The organism is Limnohabitans sp. Rim8, assembly GCF_945869175.1.
Taxonomy (GTDB): Bacteria; Pseudomonadota; Gammaproteobacteria; order Burkholderiales; family Burkholderiaceae_C; genus Limnohabitans_A.
The window spans coordinates 1-15526 of record NZ_CAMBNZ010000001.1 but is presented as its reverse complement, the minus strand read 5'-3'; the positions used below and the strand labels follow the sequence as shown (position 1 = coordinate 15526).

8 protein-coding genes are annotated in these 15526 nt (G+C 60.6%); 5 read left to right on the top strand and 3 right to left on the bottom strand.

Features of this window, described 5'->3' with window-relative positions; genetic code table 11:
• Positions 1-6: 6 nt before the first annotated feature.
• Both Q0O19_RS00040 and map read right to left on the bottom strand, forming a co-directional pair.
• Complete coding sequence (locus Q0O19_RS00040) at positions 7-2655, bottom strand: [protein-PII] uridylyltransferase (protein WP_295518616.1); 2649 nt, start codon at positions 2653-2655, stop codon at positions 7-9.
• Between the two features lies 1 nt (position 2656).
• The gene (gene map, locus Q0O19_RS00035; RefSeq protein WP_295518614.1) at positions 2657-3484 is read right to left on the bottom strand and encodes a type I methionyl aminopeptidase; all 828 of its coding nucleotides are present in this window, start codon (positions 3482-3484) and stop codon (positions 2657-2659) included.
• A gap of 151 nt (positions 3485-3635) precedes the next feature.
• Here map and Q0O19_RS00030 point away from each other — a divergent pair, with 151 nt between their 5' ends.
• The 5 genes from Q0O19_RS00030 (at position 3636) to Q0O19_RS00010 (ending at position 14157) form a co-directional block, all read left to right on the top strand.
• Positions 3636-4316: a GntR family transcriptional regulator gene (locus Q0O19_RS00030; protein ID WP_295518612.1), complete on the top strand. Its 681-nt coding sequence runs from the start codon at positions 3636-3638 to the stop codon at positions 4314-4316.
• Between the two features lie 2 nt (positions 4317-4318).
• Positions 4319-5191, top strand: a complete 873-nt coding sequence (locus Q0O19_RS00025) for a phytanoyl-CoA dioxygenase family protein (protein ID WP_295518610.1) — start codon at positions 4319-4321, stop codon at positions 5189-5191.
• Complete coding sequence (locus Q0O19_RS00020; RefSeq protein ID WP_295518607.1) at positions 5188-6531, top strand: Gfo/Idh/MocA family oxidoreductase; 1344 nt, start codon at positions 5188-5190, stop codon at positions 6529-6531. Before Q0O19_RS00025 ends, Q0O19_RS00020 begins: the two co-directional genes overlap by 4 nt.
• 198 nt (positions 6532-6729) lie before the next feature.
• Positions 6730-10743 (top strand): phosphoribosylformylglycinamidine synthase, encoded by a 4014-nt coding sequence (purL, locus tag Q0O19_RS00015; RefSeq protein WP_295518606.1) that lies wholly within the window; start codon positions 6730-6732, stop codon positions 10741-10743.
• Positions 10744-10755: 12 nt separating this feature from the next.
• Positions 10756-14157: a DEAD/DEAH box helicase gene (locus Q0O19_RS00010; RefSeq protein WP_295518603.1), complete on the top strand. Its 3402-nt coding sequence runs from the start codon at positions 10756-10758 to the stop codon at positions 14155-14157.
• A 62-nt stretch (positions 14158-14219) separates the two neighbouring features.
• Here Q0O19_RS00010 and Q0O19_RS00005 read toward each other — a convergent pair.
• Positions 14220-15526 (bottom strand): DUF3656 domain-containing protein (locus tag Q0O19_RS00005; protein WP_295518601.1); only part of this gene is annotated, 1307 nt, incomplete at its 5' end.

Genomic DNA, 15526 nt, shown 5'->3' with positions numbered 1-15526 from the left:
GGCCCTTTAGCCCGCCTGCAGCGCCTTCAACAGCTCCGTCTCGATCTCGATTTGCGCCTTGTTTTGCTGCAACTCAGCGCCGCGGATCAAGAAAGTGTCTTCCACCCGTTCACCCAGGGTGCTGATTTTGGCCAGTTGCAGGTGGATGCCATGCTGTGCCAGCACGCTGGCAATGCTGTACAGCAGTCCAATACGGTCACTGGCCGAGATGCTGAGCAGCCAGCTTTGGGCTTTGTCGTCGGGCTTGAGGCTCACGCGTGGGGTCACGGGAAAGCTCTTGACGCGGCGCGACACGCGTCCCCGTGTGGGTGCGGGCAAGGCTCCCTTCTTTTCGAGGGTTTGGGTCAGTCCCGACTCGACCATGCTGAGCAGTTCGCGGTAATGTTCAGGCAACATGGACGTGACGATCTGGAAGGTGTCCAGCGCCCACCCCGTTCGGGTGGTGTGGATGCGTGCGTCCAAAATGCTGAACCCCGATTGGTCAAAGTGGCCACAGATGCGGGCGAATAAATCAGGTTGGTCGGGCGTGAACACCAGCACCTGCAAACCTTCACCCACGGGCGAAAGTCGTGCGCGCACGATGGGTCGGGGTTGGCCATCTGCAGGTTTGGCCACATGGCGCGACAGTTGCCGGGCGTGCCAGGCGATGTCGCTGGCGTCGTGGCGCATGAAGTAACCCACGTCCAGGGTGTCCCAAAGCGCTTTTTGGCCTTCGTAGGGTTCGCTGTGGCGGGCCAATTCGATCAAGGCATCGCGCTTGCGCGCTTCCACTTCGGCGTTGGCGTCGGGGGCACGGCCACCGAGCACGCGCAAAGTGGACTTGTACAAGTCTTCCAGCAGTTTGCCTTTCCAGGCGTTCCACACTTTGGGGCTGGTGCCGCGGATGTCGGCCACGGTGAGCAGGTACAAGGCGGTGAGGCGGCGCTCGTTGCCCACGCGCTGGGCAAAACGGGCAATGACTTCGGGGTCGCTCAGGTCTTCCTTTTGGGCGACATGGCTCATGGTCAGGTGTTCGCCTACCAAAAACTCAACCAGCTGTGCGTCTTCTGCATCCAGTTTGTGCTGCCGTGCAAAGGTGCGCACTTCGGCAATGCCCAGTTTGGAATGGTCGCCACCCCGGCCTTTGGCGATGTCGTGAAACAAAGCGGCCATGTACAAAATCCAGGGCTTGTCCCAACCGCCAGCCAATTGCGAGCAAAACGGGTACTCATGGGTGTGCTCGGCCATGAAAAAGCGCCGCACATTGCGCAGCACCATCAAAATGTGCTGGTCGACGGTGTAGGCGTGAAACAGGTCGTGCTGCATTTGGCCCACGATGCGCCGAAACACCCACAGGTAGCGTCCCAACACCGATGTCTCGTTCATCAAGCGCATGGCGTGTGTGATGCCTTGGGGCTGCTGAAGGATCTGCAGAAAGGTTTGCCGGTTGATGGGGTCGGCGCGAAAGCGCCCGTTCATGATGGCCCGCACGTTGTAAAGTGCTCGCAGCGTTCGGGCCGACAAGCCTTTGATTCCCGGTGTGGCTTGGTACAGCAAAAAGGTCTCAAGGATGGCGTGCGGGTGCTTTTGGTACAGGTCGTCGCTGGCCACTTCGATGAGGCCTGCTTTTTCAAAGAATCGCTCGTTGAGGGGGCGAAAACTGTCCAGCATTTCACCCCGATCGGCTTTCAGCCGGTCTTCGATGTTGAGCAGCAAAATCTGGTTGAGCTGGGTCACTGCCTTGGCCGCCCAATAGTACTGGCGCATCAGCTTTTCGCTGGCGCGAAGGGCCAGACGCCCCTCGGGCGTCACATCCGACGCGTAGCCAAACGACTCGGCCACATTGGTTTGCAAGTCGAACACCAGCCGGTCTTCCCGGCGATGGGCCTGCAGATGCAAGCGCGCACGGATCAAACCCAGCAGGGCTTCGTTGCGCTTGATCTGCCGCGCTTCGAGGGGTGTGGCCAGCCCTTTGCGCGCCAGCTCATCCCAGCTTTGGCCCAGACCTGCCGCGCGTGCCACCCACAAAATGACCTGCAGATCGCGCAGCCCGCCGGGCGACTCTTTGCAGTTGGGCTCCAGGGCGTAGGGCGTGTCTTCAAACTTGGTGTGGCGTTGACGCATTTCCAGCGTTTTGGCGACCCAAAAGGCTTGCGGGTCCATGTCCGCTTGGTACTGCTTTTGGAACGCGCTGAACAAACGGGTATTGCCCGTCACGCGGCGTGACTCCAGCAGTGAGGTTTGCACCGTGATGTCTTTGGCCGATTCGGCCAGGCACTCGCTCAGGGTACGAACGCTGGAGCCGATTTCCAAGCCTGTGTCCCAGCAGCTGCCAATGAAACGTTCCAACTGGCCTTGCAGCTCGGGCGAGTTCTCGGGTGACTGGCCATCGGGCAAGAGCACCAGCACATCCACGTCGGAATAAGGGAAAAGCTCGGCCCGGCCAAAACCGCCTACAGCGACCAAGCACACATCGGGCGCAAAGCCCGACTTTTGCCACAGTTGGATCAGCAGACCGTCGGCCAGGATGGACAATTGCCGCAGGGTGGGCTTCAAGCCCCGTGCGGCCGCCCCGCTCATGGCCAGGCTGTTCAACACCGCGGCTTTGTCGTGTTTGTAGGTTTCGCGCAGCTGGGCCAGATCGACCCGATCGTCTTTAGGGGCCTGTGCGCTCATCTCAGGCAGTGGCTTGGTCGTTGATGGCGGCTTGAATGAAGGCCGGCGCAGCGGGGCTGCCCGCCGACAAGGTCAACACCTCGTAGCCGGTCTCGGTCACCACCACCGTGTGCTCCCATTGGGCAGACAGAGAATGGTCTTTGGTCACAATGGTCCAGCCATCGCCCATTTCCTTGATGTCGCGTTTGCCCGCATTGATCATCGGCTCGATGGTGAAGACCATGCCCGGCAACAACTCGGTCAGGGTGCCGGGTTTGCCGTAGTGCAACACCTGGGGCTCTTCGTGGAACACCCGGCCAATGCCGTGGCCACAAAACTCACGCACCACCGAAAACCCGTGGCCTTCGGCAAACTTCTGGATGGCATGGCCTATGTCGCCCAAGTGGGCACCGGGTTTGACTTGTTCAATGCCTTTCCACATGGCTTCATAGGTCAGCGAAGCCAAACGTTTGGCGGCGATGGAGGCTTCGCCCACATGGAACATGCGGCTGGTGTCACCGTGCCAGCCATTTTTGATGGTGGTGATGTCGACATTGAGCGAATCGCCTTTTTTCAGGGGCTTGTCGTTCGGGATGCCGTGGCATACCTGGTGGTTGATCGAGGTACAAATCGACTTGGGGTAGGGCTTGTAGCCGCCCGGTGCGTAATTCAACGGGGCCGGAATGCAGCCTTGCACATCGACCATGTAGTCGTGGCACAGCTTGTCAATCTCGTTGGTGGTGATGCCCGGTTTGATGAAGGGCTCGATGTAATCGAGGACTTCTGAGGCCAGGCGGCAAGCCACGCGCATGCCTTCGATGTCTTGGGCGGTTTTGAGGGTGGTAGTCATAGTGCCAGATTATCCCATCGAGGCCTTGGTCTGACTGTCATTAAGGTCCCTCCAACCGGTGACTGCCTCTTGAAATCAAAGGGGGGATTGGGTGATTCAGGGTTAACACCCATTCATGGCTTTGGGGATTTTTTGTATTCTGTATACAGAAATGAATTCTTCACTCCTTCAACTCACTACAGCGCCTGATCTCGTGGAACAGATTTATGCGCGTTTGCTCGACGCCATCAGCGAGGGCACGCTGGCACCGGGTGAACGGTTGACGCAAGAGGACTTGGCGCAGCGCTTTGCCGTGTCCCGGCAGCCGGTATTGCAAGCCCTGCGCTTGCTGAAAAAAGACGGCTTTGTCGAAGACGCACCCGGTCGCGGTGTGCAGGTCACCCAACTCGATGTGCGCTGGATTGACCAGGTTTACCAAGTTCGCAGCAGCTTGGACGCCTTGGCCGTGCGCTTGGCCGCCGAGCGTCGCGCACAGCTCGACCCCGAGGTGATGCGCCAAGGCCGTTGGGTTCACCAAAGGCCTGACGTGCAGGCCATGATCCAAGCCGACCTGGCCTTTCACCGCGCCATTTACCAAGCCTCTGGTAACCCCCTCATCGCGCAAAGCATTGACCTGCACTGGCACCACCTCAAGCGCGTGATGGGCGCGGTGTTGCAGTCGTCTTTCCAGCGCCAAACCGTCTGGGACGAACACGAGGCCATCGCCAACGCCATTGCTGCAGGTGAGGCCGATGTGGCTGTTCGCCTGGTGCAAGAACACGCCCATGCGGCCAGCGTGCAACTCACGGCCCGACTGACCGAGCAACTGTCAACCATCCACACTGGAGCATAAGCATGAGACTGACCCCCGAACAATTGGAACAATTTGACCGTGAAGGGTATTTGTTTTTTCCTGGCCTGTTCACACCTGAAGAGACTAAAAATCTGACCGATGCGGTGCCCGAGCTTTACAGCCGCCGCGAGGCTTACAACGTGCGCGAAAAAGGCAGTGACGCCGTGCGCACCAACTTTGCGGCCCACATGTACAGCGAGCCCTTTGCCAAGCTCGCTCGCCACCCCCGCATGATCGAGCCGGTGCAAGACTTGTTTGGCGAAGCGCTGTACATGCACCAGTTCAAGATCAACGGCAAGATGGCGTTCGAGGGCGATGTGTGGCAATGGCACCAGGACTACGGCACTTGGCTCAATGACGACATGATGCCCACCGAGCGGGCCATGAATGTGGCGATTTTTCTGGACGATGTGAACCCCTTCAACGGCCCGCTGATGTTCATCCCCGGCAGCCACAAAAAAGGCGTGGTTGAGGCCAAGCACGACTTGTCGACCACCAGTTATCCGCTGTGGACGGTGGACAACGACTTGATCGCCCAGTTGGTGGAACGTGCAGGTGGCAAAGAAGGCGGCATCGTCAGCCCCACCGGTCCAGCGGGCTCGATGATCCTGTTCCACAGCTGCTTGGTGCATGCCTCGGCCAGCAACTTGTCGCCTTGGAACCGCGTGAGCGTTTACCTGAGCCTGTGCACAGTGTCCAACCACATCCGCCGACACAAGCGCCCCGAATACATTGCACACCGTGACTTCACCCCCATCAGCTGCCTGCCCGACGATTGCTTGGTGAACAGCTACCCGGTGGACTTGCCTTGGAAGGGCGGCATGCCTGAAAGCGCCCTGAAAACCTCGCTGGATGTTTTGAAAGAAGCCGCATGAACTTGCACGCCAAACTTCTGCAACGCGCCGCTGAAAACCGCCCCATCCGCATCGGTCTGATCGGCGCGGGCAAATTCGGCTCCATGTACCTGGCGCAAATCCCGCGCACCCCCGGCGTGCATTTGGTGGGCATTGCCGACCTGTCGCCTGACAGCGCGCGCGCCAACTTGGCCCGTGTGGGCTGGAACCCAGAGCGCCTGACCGCCACCACCTTGGACGATGCTGTCAAAAACGGTACTACTTTTGTGGGCGAAGACTGGCAAAGCCTGGTGCGCCACCCGGCGGTGGACGTGCTGGTGGAGTGCACAGGCTCGCCCCTGCATGCGGTGGACCACATTCTGGAAGCCTTTGCCCACCGCAAACATGTGGTCAACGTGACGGTCGAAGCCGACGCCTTTTGTGGCCCCTTGCTCGCCACCCGTGCCCAAACAGCGGGGGTGGTCTATTCGCTGGCATTTGGCGATCAGCCTGCGCTCATTTGTGATCTGGTGGATTGGGCCCGCACCTGCGGTTTTCCGGTGGTGGCGGCGGGTCGGGGCCACAAATGGTTGCCGCATTTCTCTGAATCCACACCCGAGACCGTCTGGGGCTATTACGGCCTCACGCCCGAGCAAGCCGAACGTGGCGGCCTGAACCCCAAAATGTTCAACAGCTTTTTGGATGGCTCCAAGCCCTCGATCGAGAGCACCGCTGTGTCCAACGCCACCGGCCTGGGCGTGCCCAGCAACGGCTTGCTGTATCCGCCCGCCAGTGTGGAAGACATCCCTTACGTCACCCGCCCGATCTCGGAAGGTGGCGTGTTGGAGCGCAAAGGCATGGTCGAGGTGATCTCGAGCCTCGAAACCGACGGCCGCAAAATCCCCTACGACATCCGAATGGGCGTGTGGGTCACCGTAGAGGCCGAAACCGATTACATCAAGAACTGTTTTGAAGAGTACAACGCCCACACCGACCCTTCAGGCCATTACTTCACGCTGTACAAGCGCTGGCACCTGATCGGCCTGGAGGTCGGCGTGAGCGTGGCCAGCGTCGCTTTGCGCAACGAGCCCACTGGCGTGGCCATCGGCTGGAACGCCGATGTGGTGGCCACCGCCAAGCGCGACCTCAAACCCGGCGACATGCTGGACGGCGAGGGCGGGTACACGGTGTGGGGCAAGTTGTTGCCGGCGGCCACTTCCAAGCGCATGGGTGGCGTGCCGCTGGGCTTGGCCCACGGCGTCAAGGTCATCCGTCCCGTGGCCAAGGGCCAAAGCCTGAGCTGGGAGGATGTGGCCATGGACACCAGCACCCATGCCTACCAAATCCGGCGCGAGATGGAGGCGACTTCGGTGCAGGGTTGAACGCTCTTGCCTGGGGGTGATCAGCCAAGCCGTGCAGCGTCCGCCGCACGGCTTTTTCCTGCTTGAAAAAGACAAGTGCAGGATCTGTCCATCGCGCCTTCAAATCAGGGTTTCCCCCGTTAAAATACCGCCTTTGCCGACCAGCCCCAGTCAGCGGCCCCGGACCACCGGTTTTCCGTCCCTTTACAAGGCCACCCCGTGTCCCTGCACATCACGACTTTTGAAGGCGCCAGCGCCCTCAGCGACTTTCGCGTGGCCCAGCTTTTGCCGCGTCTGGCCGAGGTTTCACCGCAAATTCTCGGTGTCTCGGCCCGCTTTGTGCATTTGGTGGCCACCGTGGGGCCTTTGGCGGCAGCCCAAAAACAAACCTTGTTGTCACTTTTGACCTACGGCGAGCCCTATGCAGGACCTGTTGATGGCCCCGTGATCGTGGTCAGCCCCCGTTTGGGCACCGTGTCGCCTTGGGCGTCCAAAGCCACCGACATCGCGCACAACTGCGGTTTTGATGTGCGCCGCGTGGAACGCCTGACCGAATACCGCCTGATGATGAAGTCGGGCCTGCTGGGGACCGCCAAGCTGAATGTCGAGCAGTGGCGCCAAGTGGCCGTGGTGCTGCACGACCGCATGACCGAGTCGGCCATGCCCAGCCGCGATGAGGCCGCAGCTTTGTTCACCGCCTTGGAGCCCGCTGCGATGGCCCATGTGGATGTGCTGGGCGGCGGGCGTGCGTCTTTGGAGGCGGCCAACAAGGCCTGGGGCTTGGCCCTGGCCGATGACGAGATCGCGTATTTGGTCACCGCCTTCACGGGTCTGAAGCGCAACCCCACCGATGTGGAGCTGATGATGTTCGCCCAGGCCAACAGCGAGCATTGCCGCCACAAGATTTTCAACGCCGAGTTCACCATCGACGGTGTGGCCCAGCCCAAGAGCCTGTTTGGCATGATCCGAAACACCCACCAGTGCAGCCCACAGCACACGGTGGTGGCGTATTCGGACAATGCTTCGGTGATGGAAGGCCACAAGGTGGAGCGTTTTGTCGCCCGGATGTCCGCTGATGCGGTGCAGCCGGGCGCGGCTTACCAGACCGAAGAGGCCTTGCACCATGTGCTGATGAAGGTGGAGACCCACAACCACCCGACCGCGATTTCGCCGTTCCCCGGCGCATTGACTGGCGCGGGCGGTGAGATCCGCGACGAGGGTGCCACAGGCCGCGGCTCCAAGCCCAAGGCGGGCTTGAGCGGATTCACCGTGTCCAAGCTTTGGGGCGGCATGTCGGACCAAGTGGGCGGCAAGCCAGAGCACATCGCGAGCCCCTTGCAAATCATGACCGAAGGCCCACTGGGGGGCGCGGCGTTCAACAACGAGTTTGGTCGCCCGAATTTGTTGGGCTATTTCCGTGAATATGAGCAGACCGTGGATGGCGTGGTGCGCGGGTACCACAAGCCCATCATGATCGCTGGCGGTCTGGGCCAAATTGACGCCCAGCAAACGACAAAGATCGTGTTTCCGGCGGGCAGCTTGCTGATCCAGCTGGGTGGTCCCGGCATGCGCATTGGCATGGGCGGCAGCGCGGCCAGCTCCATGGCCACCGGCACCAATGCGGCAGATCTGGATTTTGATTCGGTGCAGCGGGGCAACCCAGAGATCGAGCGGCGGGCGCAAGAGGTCATCAACCATTGCTGGGCGCAAGGCAGCCAAAACCCGATTTTGGCCATACACGACGTGGGCGCGGGTGGTTTGTCCAACGCCTTCCCCGAACTGACCCACGACGCCGGTCGGGGCGCTCGCTTCGATTTGCGTGCCGTGAAGCTCGAAGAATCTGGCCTGTCGCCCAAAGAAATTTGGTCCAACGAGAGCCAGGAACGCTATGTGATGGCGATTGCGCCCGAGTCTTTGGCGCAATTCACCGCCTTTTGTGAGCGCGAGCGCTGCCCATTTGCCGTGATCGGTGTGGCCACCAACGAGCGCCAACTGGTGCTGGAAGACAAAGGCCAAGAATCACCGGTGGACATGCCCATGGACGTGCTGCTGGGCAAACCGCCCAAGATGCACCGTGATGTGAAGACCGTGGTGCGCCAGTCACCTGCCATGGACCTCACAGGCGTTTCGCTGCAACAAGCCGTGATTGACGTCCTGAGCCACCCCACCGTGGCATCCAAACGCTTTTTGATCACCATTGGCGACCGCGCCGTGGGCGGCCTGACCCACCGCGACCAGATGGTCGGCCCCTGGCAAGTGCCTGTGGCCGATGTGGCTGTGACCCTGGCCGACTACGCGGGCTTCGCTGGAGAGGCCATGAGCATGGGCGAACGCACGCCGCTGGCCTCACTCAACGCTGCCGCTTCTGGCCGGATGGCCGTGGCCGAGGCCATCACCAATTTGCTGGCCGCGCCCATCGAGTTGCCCCGCGTCAAGATGTCGGCCAACTGGATGGCCGCTTGCGGCGAGCCGGGCGAAGACGCCGCTTTGTACGAAACCGTCAAGGCCGTGGGCATGGAACTGTGCCCAGCGCTGGGCATCTCGATTCCTGTGGGCAAAGACAGTTTGTCGATGCGCACGCTGTGGCAATCTGATGGCGAGGTGACCCACAAGGTCACCTCGCCAATCAGCCTGATCATCACCGCCTTTGCCAGCTTGACCGATGTGCGCGGCACGCTGACGCCGCAGTTGGACGCGCAAGAGGGCGACAGCAGCTTGTTGCTGATCGACCTGGGCCAAGGCCACAAGCGCATGGGCGGCAGCGTGCTCGGCCAGGTGCTGGGCCAGTTTGGTGACAGCGTCCCCGACCTGGAAGACCCGAAAAGCCTGGTGAATCTGGTGAACGCCGTCAATGATTTGCGCGCCAAAGGCCAGGTTCTGGCCTACCACGACCGCAGCGACGGCGGCTTGCTGGCCGCCGTGGCCGAAATGGCTTTTGCAGGCCATGTGGGCGTGGCGCTCAATGTGGACATGTTGGTCACCGAAGGCGACGGCATCTCTGACAGCCGCGCTGACCATGGCGATGCCAAGAACTGGGCGGGCCAAGTCAGTGCTCGCCGCGAAGAACTCACCCTCAAAGCCCTGTTCAACGAAGAGCTGGGTGTGGTGCTGCAAGTGCGCACGTCCCAGCGCAACGCGGTGCTGCAAACCCTGCGCGAGCACGGTCTGTCCAAACACACCCATGTGATTGGCAAGACCCGACCCGTTCAATCCACCATTCAAAAAGGCGTGGGCGAACTCAGCATCTGGCGCGACACGAAAGAGGTGTTTGCCGCCAAACTCGACAACCTGCACCAGGTCTGGGACAGCGTGAGCTGGAAGATTTGCCAGCAGCGCGACAACCCGGCTTGCGCCGACGCCGAACACGCGGCCGCAGGCCAGGCCAATGACCCCGGCATGCACGTGGCGCTGAGCTTTGACCCGGCCGAGAACGTGGCCGCACCGTTCCTGAACCTGTCGCGCCCCAAAGTGGCGATCCTGCGCGAGCAGGGTGTCAACTCGCATGTGGAGATGGCCTACGCCTTCCACAAAGCGGGCTTTGAGTCGCACGACGTGCACATGACCGACCTGCAATCGGGCCGTGCCAAGTTGGCCGACTTCAAAGGTCTGGTGGCATGCGGTGGTTTCAGCTACGGCGACACGCTGGGCGCGGGCATCGGCTGGGCGCGCAGCATCACCTTCAACCCGGCATTGGCCGAGCAGTTCAAAGGCTTTTTTGGCCGCACCGACACATTCGGACTGGGCGTGTGCAACGGCTGCCAGATGTTTGCGGAACTGGCCGACATCATCCCGGGCGCTGAGGCTTGGCCGCGCTTCACCACCAACCATAGCGAGCGTTTTGAAGCCCGCCTGTCCATGGTCGAGGTGCTCGAATCGCCCAGCCTGTTTTTGCAAGGCATGGCGGGCAGCCGTCTGCCGATCGCCGTGGCGCACGGTGAAGGCTTGACCAACTTCAAGCACCGGGGCAATGCGGCGCAGGCCATTGGCGCACTGCGCTTTGTGGACAACCACGGACAGGCGACCGAGCAGTACCCCTTCAACCCCAACGGCAGCGCGGGTGGCCTTACGGCCGTGACCACGGCGGATGGCCGCTTCACGGCCATGATGCCGCACCCTGAGCGCGTGTTTCGGAATGTGCAGATGAGCTGGACAGATCTGGTCTCGTCGGGGGGCATCAACGCCCCCAGCCCGTGGTTGCGTGTGTGGCAAAACGCCCGCAAGTGGGTCGGTTGATTTGTTGCGCGCATGAAGTCCAACAACCCGGCCCAGTGGTTCCCGCCTTCGCAACTGGCTTTTTACTTTGACCAGGGGGCTTGGTCGCGCGGCACCACCTTGTACCTGCAAGACAAGGTCTTGTCCTCACAGCTGTCGCCCGACGGTGACGGCTGGCGTTTGCAGGGCCAAGTGCAGGGCAACGATGCACAACCCTACGCGGTCAATGCCGAACTGCGGGTGAGTGCGGGTGGCAATTTGGCCGAGTGGCGAAGTGGCTGCACTTGCCAGGTGGGGCGCTACTGCAAGCACGGTGCGGCGCTGGGCATTTTGGCGTCGATGCAAGGCTTGGCCCTTCTGAACGAATGGGGTCCTGATGGCCCCTCTGTCGAGGTGTTGGAGCGCCGCTCCCTGATGGAAAAAGAGCGGGCGCTGAGCCATGCCGAATACCAGGTGCGCGACTGGCTCAACCGGCTGGAAAACGCCAACGGCCCGGCTGCTTATGCCTTGCCTGGGAGCACGCACGACCAGTTTGTGTACTGCTTGTCGGTCGTGCAAACCGCCTACAAACCCGTCTTTCACTTGGCCGTTAAGCGGGCTGCGCAAAAGCGCAATGGCGAGTGGGGCAAAGCCAAAAAGTTGAGCAACGAACCCTCATCGCACGACCCCATCTGGCAAACCAGCAGCCCTTTAGACCGCGATATTTTTGACCTGTTGAAGGCTTGCCCTGCCGCCAGCAGCTTCAGCTCTTATGGTTTCCAAAGCGAGGTGAAGCTGCACGGCATGCCGGGCCAATTGTTGTTGCAACTGTGCAGCCAAACCGGCCGGTTGGTGTCGGACGAGGAGGGCATCGCTTTACGCTGGCAAGACGCTCCTGAAGCTTTGGTCGGAACTTGGCGTGAGGTTGTTGGCCAAGACCATTTGCCAGGTGGCTGGCAGCTCAGCATGCAGCCAGTTCGTTCGGGCGTGGTGTTTGGCTTGAACCAGCCCCCTTTTTTCATGGACACGGTGCAAGGCCTTTGCGGCCCGTTGGACACGCAGGGCTTGAGTGCCAATGAGCTGCAAGTCTTGTCCAACGCGCCTGTGTTGCCCGAGAGCGTGGCGTTCAAGTTCCAAAACCAATTGCTGGAGCGTTTGGGCCCTGTGCCCCTGCCGCCCGTGATTCAGAAGATGCCGGAAATCCGAGGCGTCCAGCCCCGCGCCGTGCTCGACATTGCGCCTGTGCATCCCGCAGAGCGCAGTTTGCAGGGCCTGTTCATGGCCGAGTTGACGTTTGACTACGGCGGCCACCGCGGGTTTTGGCCAGGCACCCAACACCGCGTCTTGGTGGGGCAGGGCGCACAAGCGCGCATGTTGCTGCGTGACCTGCCCAGTGAGCGCAAAGCTTGGGATGAACTCGCCGCTTTGGGGCTGGTCACTTTCGACGCCAACATGCTGGTGTTGCCTCCCGATCAGTCGCAGCAGCGCTGGCTCGAATGGGTGGAGTGCGACTTCACTCCTTGGCGCCATGCGGGCTTGGACGTGCATTTCATCTCGGGCGCAAGCCCTTGGCTGCGCCAAGCCGATGACGTGCACATCGATTTGTCGGGCGACGAAGAAGCGCCAGAAACCTCGCCGTGGTTTGATTTGTCTCTCGGCATGGACATCGATGGTCAGCGTGTCAACATCCTGCCCTGGGTGCCCACCATCTTGACTACGCTGGCGCAAATCTGCAGCAACGCCGAAGAGGGCGAAAAAACCGTGCTGCCCCCGTTTTTGTACTTGCCTGACCTGCAAGGCGAGGGCTATGTCAAGTTGCCGACCGCCAAGATCTCGCCTTGGCTGAGCACCTTGATGGAGCTGGTGTCAGAGCGCGGCCGTGACTGGAGTGGTGACGAACTGCGCCTGTCGCGCCTGGAAGCCTTGCGCACCGCGGCCTCTCTGGGAGAGGGGGTGGTTTGGGCGGGCGCCCAAAGCCTGATGAATCTGGTGCAGCAAATGCGCGGCTTTGAAAGCTTGCCCGAGGTGCCAGTACCGGCCAGTTTGCAAGCCACTTTGCGCCCCTACCAACAACAAGGTTTGAACTGGTTGCAGTTTTTGCGCACCCACCAGCTGGCGGGCATCTTGGCCGACGACATGGGCTTGGGTAAAACCTTGCAAACCCTGGCCCACATCCTCACCGAAAAGGATGCAGGGCGACTCACGCAGCCCGCCTTGATCGTGGCGCCCGTGAGTTTGCTGGGCAACTGGCAACGCGAAGCGGCCCGTTTTTGCCCCAGTTTGCGCACCCACATTCACCACGGCCTGACTCGGCATGACGCGTCTCAGGACTTGAGTGGTTTTGACATCGTGTTCACGCCCTATTCATTGCTGCACAGAGACCGTGCGCTGTGGATGGCGACGGACTGGCATGTTCTGGTCCTGGATGAAGCGCAAAACATCAAAAACGCCAATACCCATGCTGCGCAGACCGTCGGGGATATCCCCGCAGCGCACCGTTTGTGCCTGTCGGGTACGCCCATGGAAAACCACTTGGGCGAGTTGTGGAGCCTGTTCCACTTTTTGATGCCCGGCTTTTTGGGCAGTCAAAAGCGCTTTGCCGAGTTGTTTCGCAATCCCATCGAACGCCAGGGCAGCAGCGAAAAAATGGACCAGCTGCGCAAGCGCATCACCCCCTTCATGCTGCGCCGCACCAAAAATGTGGTGGCCAGCGAGCTGCCGCCCAAGATCGAGACCTTGATGCCTGTGCCTTTGCAAGGCCAACAAGCTGACCTCTACGAAACTATCCGTTTGGGCATGGAAAAGACCGTGCGCGACGCCTTGAAAGCGCAGGGTTTGGCCAAATCGCAAATCACCATCCTTGACGCTTTGCTCAAGCTGAGGCAAGTGTGTTGTGATCCGCGACTGCTCAAGCTCGGTGCAGCCAGCCAAGTGCAGCAATCGGCCAAGTTGGAGCAATTGCTGGACATGCTCCCCGAAATGGTGGCCGAAGGTCGCAAGATTTTGCTGTTCTCGCAATTCACCCAAATGCTCGGTTTGATCGAGCAAGAGTTGCCGCGCCTGGGCATCCCATGGGTCAAACTCACAGGCCAAAGTAAAAACCGCGACGCCATCATCGACCAGTTCACCAGCGGTCAGGTGCCTTTGTTCCTCATCAGCCTCAAAGCCGGGGGTGTGGGCCTGAACCTGCCGCAGGCCGATACCGTGATCCATTACGACCCTTGGTGGAACCCTGCGGTGGAAAACCAGGCCACCGACCGGGCCCACCGCATTGGCCAAACCCAAAGTGTGTGGGTGCTCAAACTGGTGGCCCAAGGCACGATTGAAGAGCGCATGTTGGCCCTGCAAGAGCGCAAAGCCCAGTTGGCGCAGGACATGTATTCCGGATCGGTGCAGCGCAAAGAGCCGCTGTTTGGCGAATCGGACTTGAACGAACTCTTCAAGCCGCTGGGCTGAGCCTTGGGGAGAGACTTTTTCCCTGAAAGTCTTGTGCGGCAGGGTGTTGGCGTGCTCGGGGGTCAGTGCAGGCCCACCACGGGCCTTGATTTGTAAAACTGCACAGGGCTTTGCGGCACTGCGTTCAGCACCGACTTCTTGATCTTGCCCACCACATGCATTTCGCAGGGTTTGCAATCAAAGCGCAGGGTGAGTTTTTCCTTGCCGTTGATCAATTGCATCGGCTCGGCTTTAACGGTGCCCTGCACGCCGGTCACCCCTTTGGCTTGCTTGGGGCAAAGGCTCAAAGAAAAGCGCACGCAATGCTTGGTGATCATCAGGCTCACTTCGCCCAATTCTTCTTGCGCTTCGTAGGCCGCTTCGATGACCTTGACGCCATGTTGGGCGTAAAAGTCACGGGCCTTTTGGTTGAACACATTGGCCAGATAGCTCAGCGTGTCTTCGGGGTAAGCCACTGGCGGCGACACGGGCACGGCGCGAGGGAGGCGATGCAAGCCTGCTGCACGGGCGGTTTCGAGCGCCTGCACGGCATCGCGGCGCAGGGCGTTGAGTTGTGAAGGCGGCACAAACCAAGGTCGGGAAAGGGACAACTGCACGTCCAACGGTTCGAACAAAGTGTCGCCCAGCTTGCCCAAGGCGCTCTTGAGTTTGTCCTGGGTCTGGTTCGGGTCTTTGGGGGCTTGCCAGGCGATGGCTGTGCGCGCCGTGGCGCTGTGGCCGGCTTCGTCGGTCAGCGTCAGTTGCAGGCCATCTTTGTTTTCAGCCAGCTGCAGCCAAACGCCCATGCGCCGCTCGGCGGATTTTTTGTCCAGCGTGCGCACCCAGCGCATGTCTCGGTTGCGGTTGAGCTGCACGCCTTGGCGCAGGTCTTTGAAGCCGGCCATCGGGTCTTTGGGAAAAAGTCGCCAAACACCTTTTGCTTTTTGTGCTTCGGCGCGGTTGATCTGCAGGCCAATCAATTCCTTTTGCAGGTCGTAGTAGCACAGGCCGTCGCCGTTGTGCAGTTCGGTAAGAGGGTCATCGGTGGTGATCTCGACGTGCTCGGGCGTCACCTTGCTCACCCAGCCAATGGGTTGGCCGGGATTCTTGGGCGTGTCGAATGCGCCTATGTCTTCCTTGCGGCCTTGCACAAAGTAGTCGGTGAACTCGCGGTTGAAGTTCTGGTTCGGGTCCGGCTCGAAGCTGAAGGTGGTGCGTCCATGCGAAGCGGCTGCCAGCTCGGGTCGCTCGGCCAGCACTTCGTCAAACAATTTGCGGTAATGGGCCGTGATGTTTTTGACGTAGGCCATGTCTTTGTAGCGGCCCTCGATCTTGAAGCTGCGAATCCCGGCATCCACCAAGTCGCGCAGATTCTCGCTTTGGTTGTTGT

Coding starts and splice junctions, on each gene's coding strand:
- Q0O19_RS00020 (WP_295518607.1), top strand. CDS start 5,188: ATGAACTTGCACGCCAAACTTCTGCAACGCGCCGCTGAAAACCGCCCC.
- Q0O19_RS00030 (WP_295518612.1), top strand. CDS start 3,636: ATGAATTCTTCACTCCTTCAACTCACTACAGCGCCTGATCTCGTGGAA.
- Q0O19_RS00040 (WP_295518616.1), bottom strand. CDS start 2,655: ATGAGCGCACAGGCCCCTAAAGACGATCGGGTCGATCTGGCCCAGCTG.
- map (WP_295518614.1), bottom strand. CDS start 3,484: ATGACTACCACCCTCAAAACCGCCCAAGACATCGAAGGCATGCGCGTG.
- Q0O19_RS00010 (WP_295518603.1), top strand. CDS start 10,756: ATGAAGTCCAACAACCCGGCCCAGTGGTTCCCGCCTTCGCAACTGGCT.
- Q0O19_RS00025 (WP_295518610.1), top strand. CDS start 4,319: ATGAGACTGACCCCCGAACAATTGGAACAATTTGACCGTGAAGGGTAT.